The organism is Ruegeria sp. CG3, assembly GCF_056537205.1.
In genome coordinates this window covers 226,091-251,326 of the sequence record NZ_JBQFRC010000001.1, presented here as the reverse complement: position 1 = coordinate 251,326, position 25,236 = coordinate 226,091, and the positions used below count along the sequence as shown (strand labels likewise).

At 64.2% G+C, this 25,236-nt stretch carries 22 protein-coding genes; 10 read left to right on the top strand and 12 right to left on the bottom strand.

The features are described 5' to 3' along the window. Window positions 1-612 precede the first annotated feature (612 nt). Window positions 613-1,098: a GNAT family N-acetyltransferase gene (locus tag ACR0NB_RS01175; RefSeq protein WP_480774741.1), complete on the top strand. Its 486-nt coding sequence runs from the start codon at window positions 613-615 to the stop codon at window positions 1,096-1,098. Window positions 1,099-1,166: 68 nt separating this feature from the next. Here ACR0NB_RS01175 and rpmB read toward each other — a convergent pair whose 3' ends face one another. The 3 genes from rpmB to meaB all read right to left on the bottom strand — a co-directional run bounded on the left by rpmB (window position 1,167) and on the right by meaB (window position 3,896). Then, window positions 1,167-1,454 carry a 50S ribosomal protein L28 gene (rpmB, locus tag ACR0NB_RS01170; RefSeq protein WP_039532366.1) on the bottom strand — a complete coding sequence of 96 codons (288 nt, stop codon included), beginning with the start codon at window positions 1,452-1,454 and terminating at the stop codon, window positions 1,167-1,169. A gap of 171 nt (window positions 1,455-1,625) precedes the next feature. Further along, the gene (locus tag ACR0NB_RS01165; protein WP_480774740.1) at window positions 1,626-2,762 is read right to left on the bottom strand and encodes a Hint domain-containing protein; all 1,137 of its coding nucleotides are present in this window, start codon (window positions 2,760-2,762) and stop codon (window positions 1,626-1,628) included. A 156-nt stretch (window positions 2,763-2,918) separates the two neighbouring features. After that, the gene (meaB, locus tag ACR0NB_RS01160; RefSeq protein WP_480774739.1) at window positions 2,919-3,896 is read right to left on the bottom strand and encodes a methylmalonyl Co-A mutase-associated GTPase MeaB; all 978 of its coding nucleotides are present in this window, start codon (window positions 3,894-3,896) and stop codon (window positions 2,919-2,921) included. A gap of 126 nt (window positions 3,897-4,022) precedes the next feature. On the opposite strand from meaB, the gene hrpB reads away from it, so the two are divergent. Then, window positions 4,023-6,473: an ATP-dependent helicase HrpB gene (gene hrpB / locus ACR0NB_RS01155; protein ID WP_480774738.1), complete on the top strand. Its 2,451-nt coding sequence runs from the start codon at window positions 4,023-4,025 to the stop codon at window positions 6,471-6,473. A gap of 71 nt (window positions 6,474-6,544) precedes the next feature. Beyond that, entirely contained in the window at window positions 6,545-7,000 is a 456-nt protein-coding gene (locus tag ACR0NB_RS01150) for an NUDIX hydrolase (protein WP_480774737.1), read from the top strand. Here ACR0NB_RS01150 and ACR0NB_RS01145 read toward each other — a convergent pair. The 3 genes from ACR0NB_RS01145 to ACR0NB_RS01135 form a co-directional block, all read right to left on the bottom strand. After that, complete coding sequence (locus ACR0NB_RS01145) at window positions 6,997-7,992, bottom strand: 2-dehydropantoate 2-reductase (protein ID WP_480774736.1); 996 nt, start codon at window positions 7,990-7,992, stop codon at window positions 6,997-6,999. The two genes, ACR0NB_RS01150 and ACR0NB_RS01145, sit on opposite strands and share 4 nt — an antisense overlap. 78 nt (window positions 7,993-8,070) lie before the next feature. Beyond that, complete coding sequence (locus ACR0NB_RS01140; RefSeq protein WP_480774735.1) at window positions 8,071-9,033, bottom strand: pirin family protein; 963 nt, start codon at window positions 9,031-9,033, stop codon at window positions 8,071-8,073. 102 nt (window positions 9,034-9,135) lie between these two features. After that, window positions 9,136-9,978: a phytanoyl-CoA dioxygenase family protein gene (locus ACR0NB_RS01135; RefSeq protein ID WP_480774734.1), complete on the bottom strand. Its 843-nt coding sequence runs from the start codon at window positions 9,976-9,978 to the stop codon at window positions 9,136-9,138. A 205-nt stretch (window positions 9,979-10,183) separates the two neighbouring features. Between ACR0NB_RS01135 and ACR0NB_RS01130 the strand changes: the two genes are divergently transcribed. Next, entirely contained in the window at window positions 10,184-10,672 is a 489-nt protein-coding gene (locus ACR0NB_RS01130; protein ID WP_480774733.1) for a twin-arginine translocation pathway signal, read from the top strand. A 5-nt stretch (window positions 10,673-10,677) separates the two neighbouring features. Continuing rightward, window positions 10,678-11,283 carry a ferric reductase-like transmembrane domain-containing protein gene (locus ACR0NB_RS01125; protein WP_480774732.1) on the top strand — a complete coding sequence of 202 codons (606 nt, stop codon included), beginning with the start codon at window positions 10,678-10,680 and terminating at the stop codon, window positions 11,281-11,283. A 14-nt stretch (window positions 11,284-11,297) separates the two neighbouring features. On the opposite strand, the gene ACR0NB_RS01120 is transcribed toward ACR0NB_RS01125, so the two are convergent. The 3 genes from ACR0NB_RS01120 to ACR0NB_RS01110 all read right to left on the bottom strand — a co-directional run bounded on the left by ACR0NB_RS01120 (window position 11,298) and on the right by ACR0NB_RS01110 (window position 13,882). Beyond that, window positions 11,298-11,642 carry a 5-carboxymethyl-2-hydroxymuconate Delta-isomerase gene (locus ACR0NB_RS01120; RefSeq protein WP_480774731.1) on the bottom strand — a complete coding sequence of 115 codons (345 nt, stop codon included), beginning with the start codon at window positions 11,640-11,642 and terminating at the stop codon, window positions 11,298-11,300. 57 nt (window positions 11,643-11,699) lie between these two features. After that, a complete protein-coding gene (gene argF, locus ACR0NB_RS01115) occupies window positions 11,700-12,626 on the bottom strand; it encodes an ornithine carbamoyltransferase (protein WP_480774730.1) in 927 nt (308 codons plus the stop codon). Window positions 12,627-12,694: 68 nt separating this feature from the next. After that, the gene (locus tag ACR0NB_RS01110) at window positions 12,695-13,882 is read right to left on the bottom strand and encodes an aspartate aminotransferase family protein (protein ID WP_170417642.1); all 1,188 of its coding nucleotides are present in this window, start codon (window positions 13,880-13,882) and stop codon (window positions 12,695-12,697) included. Window positions 13,883-14,188: 306 nt separating this feature from the next. Between ACR0NB_RS01110 and ACR0NB_RS01105 the strand changes: the two genes are divergently transcribed. Both ACR0NB_RS01105 and ACR0NB_RS01100 read left to right on the top strand, forming a co-directional pair. Then, window positions 14,189-15,073: a DMT family transporter gene (locus ACR0NB_RS01105; protein WP_480720594.1), complete on the top strand. Its 885-nt coding sequence runs from the start codon at window positions 14,189-14,191 to the stop codon at window positions 15,071-15,073. Window positions 15,074-15,180: 107 nt separating this feature from the next. Beyond that, complete coding sequence (locus ACR0NB_RS01100; RefSeq protein ID WP_480774729.1) at window positions 15,181-16,416, top strand: MFS transporter; 1,236 nt, start codon at window positions 15,181-15,183, stop codon at window positions 16,414-16,416. Here ACR0NB_RS01100 and ACR0NB_RS01095 read toward each other — a convergent pair. Next, on the bottom strand, window positions 16,413-17,216 hold the full coding sequence (locus ACR0NB_RS01095; protein WP_480774728.1) for an ABC transporter permease: 804 nt from the start codon (window positions 17,214-17,216) through the stop codon (window positions 16,413-16,415). The two genes, ACR0NB_RS01100 and ACR0NB_RS01095, sit on opposite strands and share 4 nt — an antisense overlap. A gap of 126 nt (window positions 17,217-17,342) precedes the next feature. Here ACR0NB_RS01095 and ACR0NB_RS01090 point away from each other — a divergent pair, with 126 nt between their 5' ends. Next, window positions 17,343-17,921 (top strand): GcrA family cell cycle regulator, encoded by a 579-nt coding sequence (locus ACR0NB_RS01090; protein WP_005977688.1) that lies wholly within the window; start codon window positions 17,343-17,345, stop codon window positions 17,919-17,921. Between the two features lie 5 nt (window positions 17,922-17,926). Beyond that, complete coding sequence (locus ACR0NB_RS01085) at window positions 17,927-18,571, top strand: NUDIX hydrolase (protein ID WP_480774727.1); 645 nt, start codon at window positions 17,927-17,929, stop codon at window positions 18,569-18,571. 3 nt (window positions 18,572-18,574) lie between these two features. On the opposite strand, the gene ACR0NB_RS01080 is transcribed toward ACR0NB_RS01085, so the two are convergent. Beyond that, window positions 18,575-19,654: a DUF2235 domain-containing protein gene (locus ACR0NB_RS01080; protein ID WP_480774726.1), complete on the bottom strand. Its 1,080-nt coding sequence runs from the start codon at window positions 19,652-19,654 to the stop codon at window positions 18,575-18,577. Beyond that, window positions 19,632-21,923, bottom strand: a complete 2,292-nt coding sequence (locus ACR0NB_RS01075; protein WP_480774725.1) for a xanthine dehydrogenase family protein molybdopterin-binding subunit — start codon at window positions 21,921-21,923, stop codon at window positions 19,632-19,634. Before ACR0NB_RS01075 ends, ACR0NB_RS01080 begins: the two co-directional genes overlap by 23 nt. Window positions 21,924-22,068: 145 nt before the next feature. On the opposite strand from ACR0NB_RS01075, the gene ACR0NB_RS01070 reads away from it, so the two are divergent. Beyond that, entirely contained in the window at window positions 22,069-25,230 is a 3,162-nt protein-coding gene (locus ACR0NB_RS01070; RefSeq protein ID WP_480774724.1) for a valine--tRNA ligase, read from the top strand. Window positions 25,231-25,236 lie beyond the last annotated feature (6 nt).

The window sequence follows — 25,236 nt, the reverse complement described above, 5'->3', positions numbered from 1 at the left end:
GCTCGTCCTTATAGACAACCACAGGACCGTTCCCGGTGCAAAGCACCATTTGACCGACCGCCGCATTCAATCCCCGTGACGCCGCAAAACCCTGGCCTGTCAGAACCAGCATCAGCGACAGTAGCAACGGCAACACGAGGCGATAGGATCGGGTCATCTTGGCAGAGGTTTAGGCCCGATCGGAAACGGACTTCAAGTGCCTTCGTGAACGCTGAGACAGTTTGGCGCGAACCAAGAAAAAGGGCCGGCCTGACTGGCCGGCCCCTGAATTTGTCTTGATCGAGACCTTCAAAGAATTCCGCGATCATCCGGACCGGTGTTGAGACCGGTATGCAGCCGGTTCACCCGCCGCTGCATCCGCGCACAGCTGGAAAATGAGCCAACCAGAAGAGTCGAAAGGAAGGAAATAATAATTGAAGTATTCGCAGACATTACCACACTCCGCCGTAGAATAACCGCATACATAAAACAGATTAAAAACCCTGTATGTGAACAATGTCACGTAGTCGCGCCCTTCTGCCTTCCGCACCGACGCCGCGTGCGGCACGCGCCCAACGGCAAAGTGATCCGGACGGTCTGGTTTGGGCGGAAATTCAGGCGTAGATCGTGGTCATGCCACTCAAAGCGCACACAGAAATTCAGTTCCTCAGGCTGCCGCAGATTGAGCCGGCTGAAATCGCACGGCACATGTCTGATCCCCGCGTCGCTCGGCATCTGCCTTTGCTGACGGGGCCCTGGGACATCGCGATGGCGCGGGCTTTCATAGACGCAAAAGAGGCCTGCTGGGAACGCGACGGGCTTGGGCACTGGGCGATCACGTCCGGCGGTTGCTATGTCGGCTGGGGCGGCTTCCAGCGTGAAGGCAGTGAATGGGATTTCGCTCTGGTCCTGACGGCGGATGCCTTCGGTCTGGGCACGCGCATCACCCGCAAGGCCATCGCATTCGCCCGAGCCGATGAACGCATTCCATATGTCACTTTTCTGCTTCCACCGTCCCGCCGCAATCTCTCCGCGCTACGGCGTATCGGCGCGCATTATGTCGGTCCGGTGACCTATTCCGGCGCGCAGTTCCTGAAATACAGGCTTGAGACAGGTTGAGGCCCACCGACAAACGAAAAGCCCCTGCACCAATGGGTACAGGGGCCACGAAACAGTCTTTGGGAAAATCAGGCCGAGGCTTGCGCCTTGGCGATTTCCTTTTTCACTTTCAGCGCGTTGGCGGACAGCTCTTCGTCCTTGGCTTTTGCCAGGAACGCGTCCAGACCACCACGGTGATCGACCGAGCGCAGCGCGGCGGCCGAGATGCGCAGCTTGACGCCACGACCCAGGGTTTCCGACTGCAGGGTCACGTCGTTCAGGTTGGGCAGAAAACGACGACGAGTTCTGTTTTTGGCGTGGCTGACATTGTTGCCAGTCATCGGGCCTTTTCCGGTCAGTTCGCAACGGCGCGACATGGTTTCTTCCTTTGTTTCTGGAGGCCGGGCATCAATCCGCAGCCAAATCACAAGGGGCACAACCCGAAGTCGCGCCCGAAAACTGGTTGGATGCGTTTAGTGGGAATCGCCGGAAGGGTCAAGACAGCAGCTGCGAAATCTTTCCTTGCCAATAAATGGCCCTGAAACGGCTCAGGCATCAACAAGCAAAGGCCTGTGATTTTTGAGGTGACGAGCAATCAGACGGGCCTGCTGATGGTTTATCGGGATCAACCTAGCGGGTTCGGATTCGTGGTTCTCATCAGCCAGTTCCGGAAAAATCGCAAGGATTTCAGTCCTTGCCGCGGGTCCCAGAGATTTCAGCGCCTCAGGGCCAGTATACAGGCTTTCGGTCGGCGCGGATTCGGCAAACAGAATCTCGTGCCGATCGAGCAGCAGATGGAAATACTCGATGCTGTCGACCGTGCAATCTACGAATATCCCCGGCAGCGCCGTCAGCTTGATCGCGGGAATCAGAACTTGAGACTGGCCGAACATGCGTTGCGCGATGCGAGAACCGACCATCATGCGGTGCTGGCGGGAAACCAACAGGTCCCGCGTGGGCAGCCCTGCACCCAAAGCCCCGGCGCAAATACGAACTGGGCGCAGTTTCGGATTGGCCCTCAGATCAACCGCATCAAACCTGCGCCGACCGATCCAGCGGATGGATTGGTTGCCGCTCTCGGCCGTACAGATCAGGTCACCGGTGCGCAGGTCTTGCACCTGTACCGGGCCGCGGTCAGTCAGAATGCTCGTGCCAGCGGTAAAGCAGGGAACGCCGGATCCGTTTTCAAATGCGGAATAGGTGACTGTAATACCCGACGGCAGGGTGAAACTGCCGCTGGTCAACGAATAGCTGGTGCCGGCAGACACGGTAAATGTCCCGAACGAGCTGTCATTAACCACGGTTCCAGCAGGCAGGTTCAGCGTGTCGGTACCACTGCCACCGCGCACGTCGCCGGACACGCTGGTGCTGCGGAAGTTCAGAACATCATTTCCGCCGCCCAGACGGATATTACCAATGACCGAGCCTTGCAGCGTGACCGTGTCGTCGTCTGATCCGGCTCTTACCTGACCGCCGATCGTGCTGCCGATCACCGTGATCGTATCGATCCCGGCATTTCCACGGACACTGCCAGAGATGGTACTGTTGGTGACAGTGATGATGTCGTTGCCTCCGCGCGCGCGGATATCATCAATCGGCGTACCCTGAGGGGTGCCATTCAGCGTACCGTTGTCATTGGTGACATCGATATCGTCGTCGCCGTTTGTCCCAAAGATATCGGGCATAAGAGGCGGGTCCTGTCTCTCCGCTTGGTCACGGCAAGTCAGCTGCGCTCTGGTTTTTCTATGTGCTGGGCGCCAAGACCAAGGATTTCACCTGCACTCAGGCTACAGAACTCTTGGGCGTTGCGCCAAGTTTTCCTGTCCGCGCGGGCATTGGTGTTACCCGGATGCAAGAGTCCTCAGCATCCGCTCGGCCGCCACCGAGGGGCTGAGCCGCCCCGACCCGACCTCGGCGCCCAGCCGGTCCATCTCGGATCGGGCCTGCGGGGTCTCCAGCTTGGCGAGCAGCGCATGGCGCACCTCCTGGTCGAACCAGTAGCGGGCCTGTTCGGCGCGGTTGGCGTCCCAATGGCCATTCTGTTTGCGCCAATCGGCCAAGGCCTGCATTTCGGCCCAGGCCTGGTCCAAGCCCTGTTCCTCGACCGCTGAAACGGTCATCGCCTTGGGAAAGCCCTCGGGGTCCTGCGGGCGTTTGCGCAGTAGGCGCAGCGCCCCGGCATAGTCGGCGCAGGTTCGGGTGGCGGTGGCTTTCAGGTCGCCGTCGGCCTTGTTCACAAGGATCATGTCGGCCATCTCCATGATGCCGCGCTTGACGCCCTGCAATTCATCCCCGCCAGCCGGGGCCAGCAGCAGCAGGAACAGGTCGGACATTTCCGACACCACAGTTTCCGACTGACCCACGCCCACCGTTTCAATCAGCACCACGTCGAACCCGGCCGCCTCGCACAGGGCGATTGCCTCGCGCGTGCGGCGGGCGACGCCGCCCAGATGGCTCTGGCTGGGCGACGGGCGGATGAAGGCGTTCGGCTCGCGGCTGAGGCGTTCCATCCGGGTCTTGTCGCCCAGGATCGAGCCGCCCGACCGGGCCGAGCTGGGATCGACCGCCAGAACCGCGACCCGCAGTCCCTGCCCGATCAGCATCATGCCGAAACTTTCGATGAAGGTGGACTTGCCCACCCCCGGCGTTCCCGACAGGCCGATGCGCAGCGCCTGCTGCCCGGCGCCCGACAGCGCCTCGAGCAGCTGCGCTGTCTGGGCGCGGTGATCGGCGCGGGTGCTTTCGACAAGGGTGATCGCGCGGGCCAGCGCCCGGCGGTCGCCCTTGAGGATCCTGTCGGCAAGCTCGGCTGTGGTCATGGGCGGGGTCCTTCGTCGAAATCTGCCTTAGATGACGGGGATGTGCCGGGTTTGTCCAGTACCGCCGCGCGCGGGATTTGACGCAGGCGTTCTGGACCTTGGCCGAGGCTTTGGCGATAAGGCGGCATGACCCGCCTACCGATCGACGATGCCCTGCCCGACCTGATCGCAGCGCTGCGCACGCGTGGCCGTGCCGTGCTGCAGGCTCCGCCCGGCGCCGGCAAGACCACGCGCGTGCCGCTCGCGATGCGCGACGCCGGCTTGTGCGACGGACGCATCGTGATGCTGGAGCCGCGGCGGCTGGCCGCCCGCGCCGCCGCCGAACGCATGGCCGAGACACTGGGCGAACGCGCGGGCCAGACCGTCGGCTATCGCGTGCGGGGCGAGGCGAAAGTGTCGAAAGCCACCCGGATCGAGGTGGTGACCGAAGGCATCCTGACCCGGATGCTGCAATCCGAACCCGACCTGCCCGGCGTTGGGGCGGTGATCTTCGACGAATTCCACGAACGCTCTTTGAACGCCGATCTGGGGCTGGCCCTGTGCCTAGAGGTCGCCGGTGCGCTGCGCGACGATCTGATCCTGCTGGCAATGTCAGCCACGCTGGATGCCGATCCGGTGGCCCGGTTGATGGACGCACCGCTGGTGACATCCGAGGGGCGCAGTTTTCCGGTTCAGACCCGCTGGCTGGACCGCCCTCTGGGCCCGCAGGCGCGGCGGCTGGACGCGTTGGTCGATCTGGTGGTGCAGGCCGAGCGCGAGACCCGCGCCACCGGCGGCGGTATTTTGGTGTTCCTGCCTGGCGAGGGCGAGATCCGCCGGACCGAGGCCGCGCTGGCCGGGCGGCTGCCCGGCGATTGCGCGATCCGGCCATTGTTCGGCGCCCTGCCCTTTGCCGCCCAGCGCGCCGCCCTTGCGCCGGCCGAGACCGGGCGCAAGGTGGTGCTGGCCACCTCGATCGCCGAGACCTCGCTGACCATTCCGGACATCCGGGTGGTGGTAGACATGGGCCAGGCCCGCCGCGCGCGGTTCGATCCGGGCTCGGGCATGTCGCGGCTGGTGACCGAGCGCGTCACCCGCGCCGAGGCGACCCAACGCGCGGGCCGCGCGGGCCGCGTGGCCGAAGGGCTGTGCTATCGCCTGTGGTCGAAGGGTGAGGAAGGCGCCCTGCCCGCCTTTCCGCCCGCCGAAATCGAAGCCGCCGACCTGACCGGTCTTGCGCTGGAACTGGCCCTGTGGGGGGCCGAGCCGCAGGATCTGGCCTTTCTGACACCACCGCCCGAGGGGGCGCTGGCCGAGGCACGCGCGCTGCTGCGGATGCTGAGCGCGCTGGACAGCAAGGGCCGGATCACCGACCATGGCCGCGCACTGGCTGGTCTGCCGCTGCATCCGCGGCTGGGGCACATGCTGGTCACGGCAGGCGCGCAGGCCGCCCCGCTTGCCGCGCTGATGGCCGAGCGCGACCCGTTGAAGGGCGCACCGGTGGACCTGTCGCTGCGGCTCGAGGCGCTGCGCGATCCGCGCGCCTATCAGCGAAACCGGGTCTGGCCCGCCAATCCCGGCGTTCTGGACCGGATCCGGTCCGAGGCGAAACGGCTACGCGGCCAGATCAAGACCGAAGGCGACCCGCTGAGCCCGGCGGCGATGGCCGCACTGGCCTATCCCGACCGGGTCGGCCAGCGGCGCAAGGGCGACGCGCCACGCTATGTGCTGTCGGGCGGCAAGGGTGTGGTGATGGACCCCGGCGATCCGCTGGCCGCGGCCCCGTATCTGGTGGCCATCGACACGGACGGCAACCCGCGCGAGGCCCGGCTGCGCATGGCCGCGCAGATCACCGAGGCCGAGATCCGCGCGTTGTTCGCCGACCAGATCGAATGGGTCGAGAGCTGCGCTTGGTCGAAACGGGACCGCCGGGTGGTGGCCCGGCGGCAGGAACGGTTCGGGGCGCTGGTGCTGGATGACCGCATCTGGAAGGACGTGCCCGACGAGTCCGTGGCCCGCGCGATGCTGGACGGCGTGCGCGATCTGGGCCTGCGGCTCGAGGGCAAGGCCGCGCGATTGGCCGCGCGGGTCGAGCTGGTGCGGGCGGCGGGCGTCGACCTGCCGGACTTTTCGGAAAACGGGCTGATGGACACGCTTGAGGACTGGCTGCTGTCGATGCTGACCGGCGTGCGCAGTGCCGAGGATTGGAAGCGGTTCGACCTGCTGCCCGCTCTTCAGGCGCGGCTGAGTTGGGACCAGACGCAGGAACTGGACCGCCGCGCGCCCCCGGCCTTCGTCACGCCGCTGGGGCGCAAGGTTCCAATCGACTATGGCAAGGCGGTGCCCGAAATCGCAGTTCGCCTGCAGGAGATGTTCGGGGTCACCCAGCACCCTATTGTGGGCGGCGAGCCGATGAAGATCACCCTTCTGTCCCCCGCGCAACGCCCGATCCAGATCACCCGCGACCTGCCGGGGTTCTGGGCCGGGTCCTATGCCGATGTGCGAAAGGACATGCGCGCGCAATACCCCAAGCACCCCTGGCCCGAGGACCCGACCCAGGCCGACCCGACCCTGCGGGCCAAACGCAGGGGTGCTTGAATACCGCCTGTCAGATTGATATCTCTCGCCGTCTGGAAGGCAGAACAACAAAAAAACGGCAGGCACCCGCAATGACATGGCTGCACAAATTATGGGAGGGGGTTGTGAAACCCCTGTTTCAGCGTCCGCGCCTGGTGCAGTTCGCGGCGCTGTGTACCCGTGGCGATGGCCCTGATACGCAAGTGCTGCTGGTCACCAGCCGCGACACCGGGCGGTGGATCATCCCCAAGGGCTGGCCGATTGACGGGCTGAACGGGGCCGAAGCCGCCGCGCAGGAGGCCTGGGAAGAGGCCGGCGTGCGCAACGCCGAGGTCGATCCAGAGCCGGTCGGCAGCTACTGCTACGGCAAGGTCCGCAAAAGTGGCGTGATCGATCCGGTCTGCACCACGGTCTATCGGCTGCGGGTCACCGACCTGGCCGATGAATTTCCAGAAATGCACGAACGCACCCGCGAGTGGGTCTCGCCGCAAGAGGCGTCTGAACGCGTCCATGAACCAGAGCTGAAAAAGCTGCTGTTGCGGATCTAACCGCCGGCACCGCTCAGCCCTGCCCGGATCTGATCGGCAGTCAGCGGACCCGTCTCGCCCCGCGTGATCAGCCCGGCCACCCGGTCGCAGATCGGAGTCGGCGTGCCGGTTTCACGGCCCAGGCGAATGATCTCGCCCTGCAGGCTGTCGATTTCGGTCGGACGACCGGCATCCAGATCATAGGCCATCGAGGTGCGCGCGGCGGGGTCGATCGTCAGCATCCGCGCCGCGATGCGCGAAAACAGCGGTGTGGGCAGGCGCAGGACATGCGGCGTCATCCAGGCCGGCAGCGGCGTGGTCGAGGCCACGGGGCGCCCGGAGGCGGCCAGAACCGCCAGCGCCTCGGCCATCTGGTCGGCCATCAGACGGCGCCAGTCGCGGTTCAAGAGCTGTTCGCGCAGGGTCAGGCCCGACAGCGCGTTCAGCGCGTTGTTGAGGTTGATGACCAGCTTGCCCCATTGCACCGCCTCGATCCCATCGGTTTCGGTGACGGGCAGATCGGACGAGGACAGGCGGCGGGCCAGCGCGCCAGGGCCGGACTGGATCACGATGTCGCCGGATGTCGCGCGATGCCAGGTGGCCGGACCGGCAGGCACAACGTTGAACGGCACCATCCCGGCGCGCACGTCCCGCCCGGGCAGCGCGGTGTGCAGGGTGCGGGCGTTTTCCATCCCGTTCTGCAACGAAATGACCGGGGCCGCAGCCGGGGTGTGCGCGGCGATCAGGCGGGCCATCTCGGCGGTGGCGCCGGTTTTTACCGTGACCAGAACCAGATCGGCGTCGGACAGGCAGGCCGGGTCATCGGACAGGGTCAGACGGTCGGCGGGGATCGTTTTGCGCATGCCGGAATAGTCAGTCACGGTCAGCTCGTTCTGCCGGATCGGATCCAGCACCCGCGCCCGGCCCAGCAGCGTAACGTCATGCCCGGCATCGGCCAACAGCCCCCCGCAATAGCATCCGATGCTACCCGCGCCCGCGATCACCAGTTTCATGCCGCCCCCTTCCCGTTTGCCGCCAAGGATCGCCGGGATCCCTCGGGCAGGCAAGCCGGGCGAGCGCTGACGTGACGTTCAGCGCGCGCGCCGGGGTTTGGTGCGTTCCAGTTCGGGAGTGATCGGAATGAAATCGTCTTCGTCCCCCGGCGGCAGGTGGAAGGCGCCGTTGGCCCAATCGGCGGATTTCCATTCGCGGATCGCGGTTTCGATCTTGTCCTTCGAAGACGAGACGAAGTTCCACCAGATATACCGATCCTCATTCATGGTGGCCCCGCCCAGCAGCATCAGCCGCGCACCCGCCGGCCCGGCGGTCACCGACAGGCGGTCACCCGGGCGGAAGACCATCATGCGGCCTTCCTCAAACCGGTCACCTGCGATCTCGACCGAGCCCTGAGTGACGTAGACGCCCCGATCCTCGTGATCGTCGGGCAACGGGAAGGCGGCGCCGGGGTCCAGTTGCACGTCCAGATAGAAGGTTTCCGACAGCATCGTGACCGGGCTGGTTTCCCCATAGGCCGAGCCGAGGATCAGCCGGGCGCTGACACCGGCATCCTGAATATGCGGCAACGCACCCTGCTTGTGGTGTTCGAAATCGGGGGCCATGTCTTCGTGCGCCTCGGGCAACGCGATCCAGGTCTGGATGCCGAACAGGCTGTGCCGCTTGGCGCGGGTTTCGGCGCTGGTGCGTTCGGAATGGGTGACGCCGCGGCCCGCGACCATCCAGTTGACCTCGCCGGGATAGATCATCTGATGTGTGCCGAGGCTGTCGCGATGTTCAAATTCGCCCTGGTACAGGTAGGTGACCGTGCCCAGCCCGATATGCGGATGCGGGCGTACGTCGATGCCGCCATCGGTGATGAACTCGGCCGGTCCCATCTGGTCGAAGAAGATGAAGGGCCCTACCAACTGACGCTTGACCGAGGGCAGCGCGCGGCGCACCTCGAACCCGCCCAGATCGCGGGCGCGCGGGATGATCAGGGTTTCAAGCGCCGAACCTTCGCTGACGCATTCGGGGCTGTGGGTGGGGTTCCAGCTCATGTCGGCCTCCAATCCGGTGCGGCGGGATGTTCACCCTTGCCAATCTAGCGCAAAATACCAGCGGACAAAGTGCATCTGCGCACAGACAGGCTGCACCCCGGATCAGCCCTGTGCGCGGGGCCAGAGTTGTGGAAAGAACGGGCCGGCGATCCGGTCGCCCTCGGCATAGCCGGCGGCTTCAAACTGCGCCCGCTCCTCCTTGGCCCAATCGCCGCGATACCGGATAACCCCGTCCGGCCCGGTCATGCGCAGGGTGAACCGGCGCACGGTTTCCGTGGGTGTGACCGAGGACAGCCCCCCGTGCAGCGTGCGCATGTCGAAATAGATGCAGTCGCCCAACTCCATATCCCATTGCAGCAGGTCATAGGCGCCGGGGTCGGCATTCACGTCCGGCGGCGGGTGATAGGTGCGGCCTGCAACCTGCGTGGGCTCATAGCTGGGGTGCCCGTCGGCAAAACGCACCCGCATGAACAGCTTGTCCCACAGGTGCGAGCCGCGCACGAAGGCGATCCCGTTGTCCTTGCCGACCGGTTCAAGCGGCAGCCACAGCACGCACATCGAGCCTTCGAAGTCGAAATAGGACAGGTCCTGATGGAATGGCGGGCGCGAGGTCGATCCGGCCTCGCGCAGGAACCAGTTGTCCATCACCAGATTGATCGGCGCGGCGCCCAGCAACTCGGAAGCGATTGGCGCGCAGGGCGAGTTGAGGACGAAGTTCTCGAACTGGGGGATCTTGCTCCAGGCCCAGTAATCCTCAAGATAGGCCGGCGCATCCGGGTCCTTGGTGTGGCGGGTGAAGTTCTCGGTCGGGGTTTGCAGATCGGCGTCGATGCCCGCGCGCAGCAACTCCAGCCAGTCCGCGCTGAATTTCTGGCGCAACACCACCGCGCCATCGCGGCGGAAGGCATCGATTTCATCCTTGGTCAGCAGGTTGGCATCGGTCATCGGTTTCCCCCTTGGTGACGCAAGGAAAAGGATCGCACCCGAATGGCACAGGCGTCAAAGATTATTGCCGCCTCGGTCCATTCCACGCGCTTTCGTCCGCTGGTTGGCCGGATTTTTCCCGGATCGCTCGGAATGAGCCGTGATCGTGCTATCCTTCCAGTGTGGCGGTTGGAACAGCTGCCGGGTCAGCACAGGAGAGGTTTCGATGCCCGGAGATTCACTGAACCGAAGAACCATGTTGGTGGCCGGCACGGCGTTGGTTGCCACGGCCGGCAACGGCCTGATTCTGCCTGCGCGGGCCAATGGGCTGGCGCCGACCCCGTCGATGCGAGGCGGATCGAACAACTATCGCCCGGGCGCGCCGATCGTCGACAGGATCGGCGGCGGCGGCTTCTGGATGACCGGCACAGTACGGCGGGCCGGCGACGGCGCGCCCTTACCCGGTCTGCGCATCCAGATCTGGGCGCACACGACCGAAGGCCACGAGCGCGACCCGCAGAGCCACGGTGCCACCCTGACAGATGCGAACGGAGAATTCCGGCTGGAGATGCCACAGATCGTGCCGGCCTTTGGTCAGCCGCACGGACATCTGGCCTATGACAGCGGCGAATTCGAGACCGTCTTCCTGCGCCCGATCATGTCCAGTGCGCGCGACAAGACTCTCGCCGCGCATTTCGTTCTGCAACCGGTCTGAACCAGGTGCCACGCCCGGGCGTCCTTGCGGTCTGGCTGGCGCTGATCGCGGCCATGTCGGTGCCTGTGGTGGTGGCGGGGTTCAGCCCGTATCTGGCCTGGCGCAGCCCGATCTATATCGCTGCAGGCTTTGCCGGGATCATTGGGTTGGGATTGCTGCTGGTGCAGCCGATGCTGGCCGCGCGCATGTTGCCGGGGCTGACCACGATGAACAGCCGAATGGCGCACCGCTGGGTCGGGTGCACCCTGATCGTCATGCTTGGCCTGCATGTGGGCGGGTTGTGGATCACCAGCCCCCCGGACGTGGTGGATGCCCTTCTGTTCCGGTCCCCCACCCCGTTCTCGGCCTGGGGCGTGGCGGCCATGTGGGCAGCGTTCGTTGCCGCGGCGCTGGCCGCGCTGCGCAGCCGGCTGGGATGGCGGTTCCGCCTTTGGCGGTTGGCCCATGCCAGTCTTGCGCTTGTGACCATCCTGGGCACCGTCGTTCATGCCCTGCTGATCGAGGGCGCAATGGAAACCGTCACCAAGGCCACATTGTGCGGACTTGTATTGTTCGCCTGCTTCGGGGCGTTGATCAGACTGCAGGTCTGGGACGTTAAACCGCGAGGTTAGGCGACGGGCGCACGTCAGGTCGCCAGGCGCTTGGCATAGGTGGCGCGGTTCATCTCTACATCCCGCACCGTGATGCTGCCGACCGTTGGCGCAGCGGCGGTCAGAACATCCAGAATGATCGCGTTCAGCTCGGCTCGCGTCCGTTCATCCCGTCCCTGCATCAGCAACAGTGAGGCATGGATGAAGGTCTGCGGCTCAGTCCCGATGAAGGAATACGGGATCGGCATCGCGCGAATTTTCAGCGTTGGTGCGTCAAACTCCTGATGCGTGGCGAGGACCGTATAGAGTTCTTCGCATATGGCTTGAAAATCATGCGATCGCTCAAGCCCAGTTGAAAATTCCAAGACGACGTGCGGCATGGGAGCCTCCGGGATTGAAAGAGAACCCGCGGCTCCCATTGAATGTCTGAGGGGGCTTCAGACGCCCAAACACCAGCGCATCACAGCCTTCTGCGCGTGCAGGCGGTTTTCGGCCTCGTCGAAGATCACCGAGTTCGGCCCGTCCATCACCTCCGAGGTCGCTTCCTCTTCGCGGTGGGCGGGCAGGCAGTGCATGAACAGGGCGTCGGGCTTGGCATGGGACATGAGTTCTGCGTTGACCTGATAGGGCCGCAGCAGGTTGTGCCGACGTTCCTTCGCGGATTGGGAATCGTGCATTGAAACCCAGGTGTCGGCCACAACCAGATCGGCGCCTTCGACGGCCTTGTACGGATCGCGCTCGATCACGATCTTCGAGCCCTTCTGGCGGGCGAAACCCATGAACTCTTCCTCGGGGTCGAACTGGGAGGGGCCGGTGAAGGTCAGGTCAAACCCGAACTGGCCCGCCGCGTGCAGGAACGAGGCGCAGACATTGTTGCCGTCCCCCGTCCAGACCACCTTTTTCCCGGCGATGGGGCCGCGGTGTTCTTCATAGGTCAGCACGTCGGCCATGATCTGGCAGGGATGGGTGCGGTCGGTCAGGCCGTTGATCACGGGCACGTCCGAGTATTCGGCCATCTCGGTCAGGATGGTTTCGTCGAAGGTGCGGATCATGATCATGTCGACATAGCGCGACAGCACGCGGGCGGTGTCGGCGATGGTTTCGCCATGGCCCAGCTGCATGTCCTTGCCTGACAGCACCATGGTCTGACCGCCCATCTGGCGCACGCCCACATCGAATGACACGCGGGTCCGGGTCGAGGGCTTTTCGAAGATCAGCGCCACCATGCGGCCGGCCAGCGGCTGTTCGTCGTCGGGCGCGGCCTTGGGACGGCCCAACCGGGCCTGCTTCATCGCGCCGGCCTGGTCGATCATCGACCGCAGCGCGGCGGCGTCGGTTTTGTGGATATCAAGGAAATGGTTCATGTCGGTTCGCTTTTTCACTGTCGGTTGCCGGGGGGCACCGCCCCCGGCGTATTCGGGAATAGGGGGCGTCAGGCCGAGGCGAGTTGGCCTTGAACCTGCCGGGCGGCTTTCTCGAGGCGTATCTGGGCCTGGGCAATATCATCCTCGGTCAGGGTCAGCGGCGGCAGCAGGCGGATCACGTTGTCGGCCGCGGGCACGGTGATGACTTCGTTGTCATAACCGGCCGCGACAACATCGGTGTTGGGCGCTTTGCATTTCAGGCCCAGCATCAGGCCGGATCCGCGGACCTCTTCGAACACGTCGGGGTGATCGGCGACTAGGCCCTCGAGCTTTTGGCGTAGCAGACCCGCCTTTCGGTTGACGCCGTCCAGGAAGGCCGGGGTTGCCACGTGGTCCAGAACCGCGCAGCCCACCGCGCAGCCCAGCGGGTTGCCGCCATAGGTCGACCCATGGGTGCCCGCGGTCATGCCGCTGGCGGCCGCTTCGGTAGCCAGCACCGCACCTAACGGGAAGCCGCCACCGATACCCTTGGCCGCCATCATGATGTCGGGCGTGATGCCTGCCCATTCATGGGCAAAGAGTTTCCCGGTCCGGCCGACGCCGCACTGCACCTCGTCGAGGATCAGCAGCAAGCCGTTGTCGTCGCAGATCTGGCGCAGGGCCTTGAGTTCGACATCGGGGACGGGGCGGATGCCGCCCTCGCCCTGGATCGGCTCGATCATGATCGCGGCGGTCTTGTCGCTGATCGCGTTGGTCACACCGTCCAGATCGCCGAAGGCGACATGCACGAACCCCGGCAGCAGCGGGCCGAACCCCTTGGTCATTTTCTCGGACCCGGCAGCGGCGATGCCCGCTGAAGAACGCCCATGGAAAGACCCATCAAACGTGATGATCTCTACCCGCTCGGGTTGCCCCTGATCGTAGAAGTATTTGCGGGCCATCTTGACCGCCAATTCGCAGGACTCGGTGCCCGAATTGGTGAAGAACACCGTGTCGGCAAAGGTCAGATCCACCAGCTTGTCGGCCAGCGCCTGCTGCTGCGGAATATGGTACAGGTTCGACACGTGCCACAGCGCGTGCGCCTGCTCGGTCAAGGCGCCGACCAGTGCCGGGTGTGCATGGCCCAGCGCATTCACCGCGATCCCCGCGCCCAGATCAAGGAAACGTCGGCCGTCCGCCTCGGTCAGCCAGGCGCCTTCGCCCTTCACGAAGGTCAGCGGAGCACGATTGTAGGTCGGCAGAACGGACGGGATCATCGGATCATCCTTTTTGGAAAACTTGAACCCAGTGACTGAAACACTGAGACCGGGTTCGTCAACAGATTTGGTGAGAGATGCGCGGATTTGGTTCGCGCGCGCAGGATCAAACGGGCCGGTTACGCAATGATGCGTCGACGTCGGAGCGGCAGGATATGCACGAGTTTGATCATGGGCGCCCGTATAGCGGGGTCAGCCCAGTGTGGAAAGGCAAAATGCAACCGCCCATGGATTTTTTGCTGGCGCGGGTCGGGCGCCTTGCAATTCGGGCTTGTCATTTCTCTTACGCTGGCGCACCGATGGCCCATGTTCTCACCACAAGCCCACAACCCTGCTCTGGCAGCCTTACTTATCTTCTGCGCCAGCGCTTTCATCGCGGGCACGACATTGCTGGCCAAAGCTCTGGGCACCGAGACACTGGGCCCGCCCCTGCACCCGATGCAGATCAGCCATGGCCGGTTCCTGTTCGCATTTGTGGTCATCGTGGCAGCGGTTGGCGTTCTGCGTCCCCAACTACGGCGTCCACATTGGGGCCTGCATATCGGACGCACCAGTTTCGGGTGGACTGGCATTACCCTGATGTTCGCGTCGGTCGCCTATATCCCCATTGCCGATGCCACGGCGATATCGTTTCTGAACCCTGTTTTCGCGATGGTTCTGGCCATTCCTCTGCTGAAAGAGACCGTTGGGCCTTGGCGCTGGCTGGCGGCGGCGGTGGCTTTGACGGGGGCGATCATCCTGCTGCGCCCGACCCCCGACAGCTTTCAACCCGCGGCCCTGCTGGCCTTGGCGGCGGCGGCAGTGATCGGGATGGAACTGATCTTCATCAAAAAGCTGTCCGGTCGAGAGAGTCCCATCCAGATCCTGCTCATCAACAATGCCATGGGCTTGACGATTGCCAGCATCGCGGTCGCAACCGTCTGGCAGCCACCATCGCCCGCTCAGTGGGCGGCTTTGGCCGGCATTGGCTTTCTGATGGCTTGCGCGCAGGCCTGCTTCGTCAATGGAATGGCCCGGGCAGATGCCTCGTTCGTAGCACCGATCAGCTATGCAACGCTGATATTCGCCGCGCTTTATGACTTTGCGGTGTTCCGGGTCGTTCCGGATTGGGTCAGTCTGCTGGGCTCAGGGGTCATTCTGACCGGAGCGCTGATCCTTGTCTGGCGCGAGGCCCGAGCCAGACGCCGCTAAAATTTTTTTCTACGGCCTTGTCCGCAGGCGACCCCGATGTCGCAAACTCTCATGAAACCGACACCGCATGACGCACCCTGAATGCGGTTGGTTAGAGAGATTGCCCGATGCACGAACGCCGAATCCCGGAATGGGTCCGTCATGCGCCCGCGCCCTCCGTTCGCAAGTTCGGAATACTTGCCGGGTTCGAGGCCGTCGTTCGAGGCATCCTGATTTCCGTATTCCCCTTGGTGATGTACCGGGCCATGGGCGACGCCGGGTCCGTCTCGCTCGTTTACTTTCTGGTCGGCCTCGTTTCGCTATTGGCCGGACTGATGGTACCGTTCCTGATCCGTTATGTCCCGCGGCGATGGGCCTACACAGCGGGCTGCGTTATGTTCATCACCGGCGCTCTGCTGGCCATCGACGGCAGCCCCGAGGCCGTGATCGGGGCGCTTGCGCTGAACACCGTGGCCGCGGTGGTGACCTTTATCTGCTTCAACGCCTACGTTTTGGACTACATCAGCAAGATCGAGCTCGGCCGCTGCGAAACAAGCCGGATGTTCTACAGCGCGCTGGGTTGGACAGCGGGGCCGATGGCAGGCGTGATGCTGATGGAATTATGGGCGCCGGCCCCTTTCATCATCAGCGCGACCGCCGCCACCGGGATGCTGATCATGTTCTGGGCCATGCGTCTGGGCAACGGCAAACTGATTACCAAGGCCAGGAGGGCAACGAAAAATCCGCTGTCTTTTCTACCACGGTTCTTTGCCCAACCACGGCTGGTGGCCGGGTATCTGTTTGCCATGATCCGGTCCTGTGGCTGGTGGATCTATGTGGTCTACCTTCCGATTTTCGCCATCGAAAACGGGTTGGGTGAGCAATTGGGCGGCACGCTTTTGTCAGCCACGAACGCCATGCTGTTTGCTGCCCCCCTGATTCTGCGCTGGGTCCAGAACCGGTCTCTGCGCAGCGCCGTACGAACGGGCTTTGCCGCCTGCGCCACATGTTTTCTGTTGGCTGCAATTCTCTCGGGCTGGCCGGTGGCATCGGTCGTCGCACTGGTCATGGGGTCAATCTGGTTGATCGTGCTGGACATTTGTGCCGGTCTGCCATTCCTGATGGCGGTGAAGCCGTCCGAGCGGACAGAGATGTCCGCAATCTATTCCAGCTATCGCGACGTTTCGGGAATTCTGACACCGGGCGTTGCCGCCTTGGTGTTGCTGGCGACACCGGTGGCTGGTGTTTTTGCAGCAGGTGGGTTTGCACTGCTGGGCGCCTGGTCCGTGGCCGCGCGACTGCATCCGCGGCTGGGACGCCCACGCGTGCCTCTACAGCCCGGTTCGTTGTCCGAAGCTGCCTAGGCCTTCAAACGGTAACCGGTCCGCAGCATTTGCCAGATGACGGCGCAGATCAGCAGGGTGGACAGCAAACAGACGGCCATCCCCAACATCGGGTTGCTGTCCGACACGCCGATCATGCCGTATCGCAATCCGTCGATCAGGTAGAAAACGGGGTTCACGTGGCTGATCCTGTTCAGCAACGGCGGCAACGCGTCGACCGAGTAGAAGGTGCCAGACAGAAACGCCAAAGGGGTGACGATGAAGTTGGTAATGGCGGCCATCTGATCGAACTTGTTGGCGAAAACCCCTGCCAGCAGGCCCAGCGCGCCCATGAACGCACCCCCAAGAATGACGAAAACCAAGGCCAGCGCGGGATGCTGCGGCATCAACCCCAAGCCAAGCGCCAGCGCAGCGGCCAGCATCAACGCGATCAGCACACCCCGTGCTATGCCGCCCGCCAGATAGCCCAGCAAGATCTCGAGCGGGGACAGCGGCGGCATCAGGGTATCGACGATGTTGCCCTGCACTTTCGAGATCACCATCGAGGACGAAGTGTTGGCAAAGGCGTTCTGAATCACCGTCATCATCATGATCCCGGGCGCCAGGAATGTCAGGAAGGGCACGCCCATGACATCCGGTCGCCCCGGGCCGACGGCAATGCTGAAGATCAGCAGGAACAGCCCCGCTGTGACCAGAGGCGCCAGCAGGGTCTGCGTCCAGACCGCCAGGAAGCGCAGGGTTTCGCGCTGGGCCAGTGTCCACAACCCCATCCAGTTGACCGCTCCGAAACGGCGCATGTCCTGATCCGCGAGATTCTGCATTCCTGCCCCCAATCTGATTCGATGACCGCTTGTAACTCGGCCCGCAGTGATTAGAATAGGGCGCTGAGACGAATTCCGAAGGCGGCCCGTGACCGAGGCCGCTTTCCCGCTTTTGAAAGGCTACCCATGTCCTGGACAGACGAGCGCGTTGAACTGCTCAAGAAAATGTGGGGCGAAGGCCAGTCGGCCAGCCAGATCGCCAAGGAACTGGGCGGGGTCACCCGCAATGCGGTGATCGGCAAGGTCCATCGCCTGGGCCTGTCGAACCGGACCGCCGGCGCCGCACCGGCCAAGGCCGAGCCCAAGGAAAAACCGGCCCCCGCACCCAAGGCCGAGGCCAAGCCCAAACCCGCCCCCAAGACCGAACCGGCTCGCCCTGCAGCAGCCGCGCCGGCCGCCGAGGCAAAGCCGGCCACGCCGCCGCGCCGCCAGATCATTCCGGCCGGCCAGCCGCTGCCGCCGCAGCCCTCGGCCAATGAGATCAGCCCCGAGGCACTGGCCAAGGTCAACGAGGTCGAGAAGAAGGCCAAGAAGCTGACCCTGATGGAACTGACCGAAAAGACCTGCAAATGGCCCGTGGGCGATCCGGCCACGGATGATTTCTGGTTCTGCGGTCTGCCGGCCGAGCCGGGCAAACCCTATTGCGAGGCGCATGTGGGCGTCGCCTTCCAACCCATGAGCTCGCGCCGCGACCGGCGTCGTTGAGGCCCATGCCCCAGGATCCGACAGCGATGGAGGATACCTGGCTGGCCCGGGCCAAACGGCTTTTGGCGCTGGCCGAAACCGGCCAGCATTTCACCACCGATCCGTTCGACCGCGAACGCTATGACGAGATCGCCGGAATGGCCCGCGCGATGCTGGCCGATCTGGGTCGGGTGCCTTTGTCACAGATCGAAATGGCGATGCCTGCCCACTCGGGCGGATACGCAACACCCAGCATCGACATCCGCGCCGCCGTAATTCGCAACGGCGGTATCCTGCTGGTACGGGAACGCAGCGACGGGTTGTGGGCGATGCCTGGCGGTTTTGCCGATATCGGCAGCTCTCCGTCGGAGAACATCGAACGCGAAGTCTTGGAGGAAGCCGGTCTGCGTGTCGCGGCGCAGACACTCTATGCCGTACGCCACAAGGCACGGCATCCCTACCCGGCAGATCCACGGGATTTCTACAAACTGTTCTTCCTGTGTAGCCCTTTCGATGCCGCCACCCCGATACCGGGCCCCGAAACCAGCGAAGCGGCGTTTTTTGCCCCGGATGCGTTGCCGGACCTGTCCCTGACACGCAATCTGGAAAAAGACATCCACGATGCGTTTCAAGCGAACGGCAAGTCACCCAGCCCGGCGACGTTTGACTGACCGTTACTGCGCCGGGTGCGAATGCGGCCCTGCCGGCAGGTGCACCCATTTGGGCAGTTCGTCGGGCGAAACCGAGACATGCAGGCGTTCGGACGGGTCCTGACCTACGGTGCGATGCTTGCGCAGCAGGAAGATCTTGCCCCACCCCCGCCACGTCCCGACCGACGGTGCATGGGGATCAGTGGGAAAGCGGTTGCGCCAGTCTTCAGGCAGCGGCAGACCATGCAACTCGGCCTTGTCGAGCATCCACACCAGCGAAATATTGGCCAGCGGTCGCGCGGGCTCGAACCCGCTGAGTTGCCCCCCGACGTCACCATGTGTGCCGCGGAACCAGACCTGTTCGCAGTGACCGCGGAAATCCGGTGCTGTCGCCCAAAGGACCGGCGTGAAGACCTCTCGCGTTTCATCCAGCGCCAGCGCGTGATACCCGTGGCGGGTGGACGGCCCAAGGTGGTGGCTGTGAAATGAATGCCGCTCTTCGGCCATGCGCCACAGCAACGGCAGGCGCAGTCCCAATGCCTTGACCGTGTCCCAGACGCCGATCATCTCAACTTCGACGCCGTCGTGGCAGAAATTCCGGCGAAAGTCTTGCGCGGCCTGCCCGCCCGGGTTGCACTCATAATGCCGGTAGGCCTGCTTGATGTTGCGCTCGGTCGCATGCTCGGCCTGCAACAGACCGATCATATCGATGACGCCGGCAAGGCTGCGCACACCATAGGCGCCGCGGGAATAGCCGATGAAGTAGATCCGATCGCCGGGCTTGTACCGCGAGGCAAGATAGCCGTAGGCCCTGCGGATCTGGCGATTGATCCCCCGCCCCATCATCACGTCCAGCGTGGATTTCCAGCTCTCCCATTGCACGCCCGCTTCATAGAAGACCGAGACCTGATTGCCCATTTCACAGCACAATCGAAAGGTCTGGCCGGCATGGGTTTCGAAGCCGGGCTCCAGGGTCGACATCGTTCCGTCCAGGATGATGACATGACTGATGGGTTCGCGGTGGCGCGTTTCGGCAGAATGCTCGGACCGCAGGGGGCGGCCGAGCCATCCAAGTATCTTCTTACCGAACCGCGACAGTACCATTCGACAACAATTCCCAAACCTTGACCGGAGTGAACGGCATGTCCGCCTGCCGCACTCCATGATCCCAGAGCGCATCCTGCACCGCATTTGCAACCGCGGCCAATGCGCCAACGGTGCCTGCCTCGCCGCAACCTTTCATTCCCATGGGGTTGGCCGTTGACGGAACCGGCGCCGAGGTAAACCTAATCATGGGTATGTCAGCGGCGCGCGGCAAGGCGTAATCCATGAACGTTGCCGTGAGCAACTGCCCCTCACCATCATGCACCACGTGCTCGCACAGCGCCTGGCCGATGCCCTGGGCCACCCCGCCATGCACCTGCCCTTCGGCCAGCATGGGGTTGATGAGATTGCCGAAATCATCGACGACCGTATAGCGGTCGACCGTCGTCGTGCCGGTTTCCGGGTCGATCACGATCTCGGCAACATGGGCGCCGTTGGGATAGCTGCGCGCCTCGAGCCGCGTGCGGGCCTCGTGCTGCAGCAGGTCGGTGCGGCCATCCGCGCGGGCCATCTCGGCCGCTTCGATCAGCGTGGGCGTCAGGTTCGACCCCGGCGCGCGAAAGGTTTCATGGTCGAAGGTCACATCACTTTCCTCGACCCCCATTTTATCCGCCAGATAGGGCGTGAATGCGGCAATCATCTGGTCAATCGTGACCAGCGTCGCCGCGCTTTGCACCGTGACCGAGCGCGACCCGCCGGTTCCACCGCCCTGCGCCATGCGGTCGCTGTCACCCTGCACGACCCGGATCCGGTAGGTTGGAATTCCCGTCTGATCCGACAGGAACTGGGCATAGACCGTTTCATGCCCCTGCCCGTTCGATTGCGTCCCGACATACAGGTTCACGGTTCCGTCCTGACAGAGTTCGACTTTTGCGCCTTCGGAAGGGTCACCCAGAATGCTTTCGATATAGTAACAAAGCCCCTGTCCCCGGATCAGGCCGCGTTCGGCGTCGGTGGCCTTGCGCGCGGCGAAACCGGCGGTCTGTTCGGCGGCGCGGGACAGGACCATTCCGAAATCGCCCACGTCATAGGTTTCACCGGTCGCCGAGACATAGGGAAAGGCGTCGGGCCGGATGAAGTTGCGGCGGCGCAGTTCCCACGGGTCGACGCCCAGTTCCCGCGCGGCGCGGTCCATCGCGCGTTCCAGCACATAGATCGCCTCGGGTCGGCCGGCACCGCGATAGGCATCGACCTGAGTGGTGTTGGTATAAAACCCCTCGACCCGCAGATAGGTTTTCTGCACGTCATAGACGCCGGGCAGCACGCATTTGAACAGGTTGGTCTGGATCGCCTGACCGAAATGGCTGTTGTAGGCGCCCAGGTTGCAGCGGCTGTGGACCCGGTAGGCGGTGATGCGAAGATCCTCGTCAAAGGCCAGCTCGGCCAGCGAGGTCAGGTCGCGCCCGTGGTGGTCGGACAACATCGCCTCGGTCCGGTCCGACATCCAGTGCACGGGCTGGCCCAGTTGCATCGCCGCCACCGCGACCGAGAAATACTCGGGATACGGCATCGCCTTCATGCCGAACCCGCCGCCGACGTCTGGCGTGGTGACATGGACCGCCTGAGGGTCCAGCCGCAGCTTGTCGGCCAGCTGCGCCTTCATCCCCCAGACACCCTGCCCGCCATAGCTGAAATGCAGCCGCCCGTCGGACCAGACCGCATTGCAGCCGCGCGGCTCGATCGAGTTCACGATCACCCGGTTGTCGGCCACCTGCAGCGACACGACATGGGCGGCGGCGTCAAAGGCGGCCTGGGTCGCGGCCTCGTCGCCCACCGCCCAGTCAAAGGCGCGGTTGTCGGGGGCCTCGGGGTGCAGCGGCTCACCGCCCGGCGCAAGGTCCAGCTTGGCGGGGCGGTCGGCGGTATCCATCCAGATCAGCTCGGCGGCGTCGCGGGCCTGTGCGGGCGTATCAGCCACGACCATCGCCACCGGCTCGCCGACGAAGCGCACCCGGTCGCGGGCCAGCATGTGGCGCGGGGGATTGGCGGCACGGCTGCCGTCGCGGTTGACAAGGATCGTGGCGCTCAGCACCGGGTCGATTCCGGCGGCGATCAAGTCATCGATGGTCAGCACCAGCCGCACGCCGGGCGCGGCGCGGGCGGCGTCGGGGTCCAGCCCGGTGATGTCGCCATGCGCCACCGGGCTGCGAAAGAACACCGCGTGCAGCGCGCCGGGTGGCACCGTTTCGTCCATGTAGCGCCCCTGCCCGGTCAGGAACCGCTGATCCTCGGTCCGGGTGACCGGTTGGCTCTTGCCGAACTTTTCCATGACGCGCCCCTTTCACTGCCTCCGACCGCGACCCTAGCCTTGATGCGGCGGATGTCCAGTGCGCGAGGTGCTTGGCCCTTTCCCTTCCCGCCGCCATTCGCTATTGCAGGCGCTGACCCAAGATCGATGACGCAGGACGCACCCGATGGCGATGGACAAGACATTCAACGCGGCCGAGGCCGAGGCCCGGATCTACAAGGCCTGGGAAGAGGCCGGAGCCTTCAAGGCAGGCGCGAACAAGTCGCGCGACGAAAGCTTTTGCATCATGATCCCGCCGCCGAACGTGACCGGCGCGCTGCATGTGGGCCACGCGTTCAACAACACCCTGCAGGACATTCTGACCCGCTGGCACCGGATGCGCGGGTTCGACACGTTGTGGCAGCCCGGCCAGGACCATGCCGGCATCGCCACCCAGATGCAGGTCGAAAAGAAGCTGATGGCCGAGGAAGGCAAGAAGCGCACCGACTACGCGCGCGAGGAGTTTCTGGCCAAGGTCTGGGAGTGGAAGGGCGAATACGGCGGCACCATCATCGAGCAGCTGAAACGCCTCGGCTCCTCGTGCGACTGGTCGCGCAACGCCTTCACCATGGCCGGTGCGGCCGGCGACCCGCGCACGGGCCACGAAAACAGCCCCAACTTCCATGACGCGGTCATCAAGGTCTTTGTCGACATGTACGACAAGGGCCTGATCTACCGCGGCAAGCGGCTGGTCAACTGGGACCCGCATTTCGAGACCGCGATCTCGGACCTCGAGGTCGAGAATATCGAGGTCGCCGGCCATATGTGGCACTTCAAGTACCCGCTGGCCGGGGGCGAGACCTACACCTATGTCGAAAAGGACGAGGACGGGAACATCGTGCTCGAGGAAGAGCGCGACTACATCTCGATCGCCACGACCCGACCCGAGACCATGCTGGGCGACGGCGCGGTTGCCGTGCACCCGTCGGACGAACGCTATGCGCCCATCGTCGGCAAGCTGTGCGAAATCCCGGTGGGCCCGAAAGAGCACCGCCGCCAGATCCCGATCATCACCGACGAATACCCCGACCCGAATTTCGGCTCTGGCGCGGTGAAGATCACCGGCGCGCATGACTTCAACGACTATCAGGTGGCCAAGCGCGGCAAGATCCCGATGTACCGCCTGATGGACACGCGCGGCCACATGCGGGCCGACGGCGCGCCCTATGCGGACGAAGCCGCCAAGGCCCAGGAATATGCCCGCGGGCGCGAATTCACCCAGAACGAGATCGACGCGATCAACCTGGTGCCCGACCATCTGCGCGGCCTGGACCGGTTCGAGGCGCGCGCCAAGGTGGTCGAAGAAATCACCGCCGAAGGCCTGGCCGTGATGACCCGTGCGGATGATCCGCGCTTGGGATCGACCGCGCTGAAACACGATGCCGAAGGCGCCGACGCGCTGGTGCCGCTGGTCGAGAGCAAACCGATCATGCAGCCCTTCGGCGACCGCTCGAAGGTGGTGATCGAGCCGATGCTGACCGACCAGTGGTTCGTCGAAACCTCAAAGATCGTGGGCCCCGCGCTGGACGCGGTGCGCGACGGCACGGTCAAGATCATCCCGGAATCGGGCGAAAAGACCTATTACCACTGGCTCGAGAACATCGAACCCTGGTGCATCAGCCGCCAGCTGTGGTGGGGGCATCAGATTCCGGTCTGGTACGGGCTGGACCTGTCGGCCGAGGATTTCAAGGATGACGAAAACGACGGCGAGCTGGACCTGGTCGAACTGGGCCGGCTGCTGAACGAAGGCGGCATGCTGCACCGGGGCGCGGTCATGGAGTGCGCCGCCAGCTTCGAAGACGTCACCGGGAAATTCCTGGATGACAATGCCGACATTCCCAGCCCGCTCAGCCACGCCACGGTGATCGAGGTGGCCGACAAGCACGAGGCGATCCACCGGTTCGCCGAGAGCCTGGCGCAATACGCCATCGACCGCGATCCGACCAAGCTGGTTTATCCGGTCTGGCGCGATCCGGATGTGCTGGACACCTGGTTCTCGTCCGGCCTGTGGCCCATCGGCACGCTGGGCTGGCCCGAACAGACCGAGGAGTTGCAGCGCTACTTCCCCACCGATGTCCTGATCACCGGGTTCGACATCCTGTTCTTCTGGGTCGCCCGGATGATGATGATGCAGCTGGCCGTGGTGAACGAAATCCCGTTCCACACCGTCTATCTGCACCAGCTCGTCCGCGACGAGAAGGGCAAGAAGATGTCCAAGACCACCGGCAACGTCATCGACCCGCTGGAAATCGTGGACGAGTTCGGCGCAGACGCGCTGCGCTTTACCAACGCCTCGATGGCGGCCATCGGCGGCGTCCTGAAACTGTCGCGCGAGCGCATCACCGGCTATCGCAACTTTGGCACCAAGCTGTGGAACGCCGTCCGCTTTGCCGAGATGAACGAGGTCTTCTCCGACGCCGTCCCGCAACTGGACGTGGCCGACCTGCAGCCCAAGGCGGCCGTGAACCGCTGGATCATCGGCGAAACCGCCCGCGTGCGCGAAGAGGTCGACGCGGCGCTCGAGAGCTATCGCTTCAATGATGCGGCCAATGCGCTTTATGCCTTCGTCTGGGGCAAGGTCTGCGACTGGTACGTGGAACTGTCCAAACCGCTGCTGCAGGGCGACGATGCCGAGGCCCAGGCCGAGACCCGCGCCACCATGCGCTGGGTTCTGGACCAGTGCCTGATCCTGCTGCATCCGATCATGCCCTTCATCACCGAAGAGCTGTGGGGCCTGACCGGCACCCGTGCCAAGTTGCTGGTGCATGCCGACTGGCCCAGCTATGCCGCCGACGATCTGGTCGATGCCGACGCGGATCGCGAGATGAACTGGGTGATCTCGGTGATCGAGAACACCCGCTCGGCCCGCGCCCAGATGCGCGTTCCGGCGGGCCTGTACGTGCCGATGCTGGTGACCGAGATCGACGCCCACGGCCAGGCCGCCTGGGACCGGAACGAGGCGCTGATCAAGCGGCTGGCCCGGATCGACAGCCTGACCAAGGCCGACACGCTGCCCAAGGGCACGATCTCGATCGCGGCGCCCGGCGCGTCCTTTGGCCTGCCGCTGGCCGACATCATCGACATCGGCGCCGAGAAGGAACGGCTGGAAAAAGCCAAGGGCAAACTGGCCAAGGAACTGGGCGGTCTGCGCGGGCGCCTCAACAACCCCAAATTCGTGGCCTCGGCCCCGGAAGAGGTGGTGGAAGAGGCCAAGGCCAACCTGGCCGCCCGCGAAGAGGAAGAGGCCCGCATCAACGAGGCCCTGGCCCGACTGGCCGAGATCGCCTGATCCGTC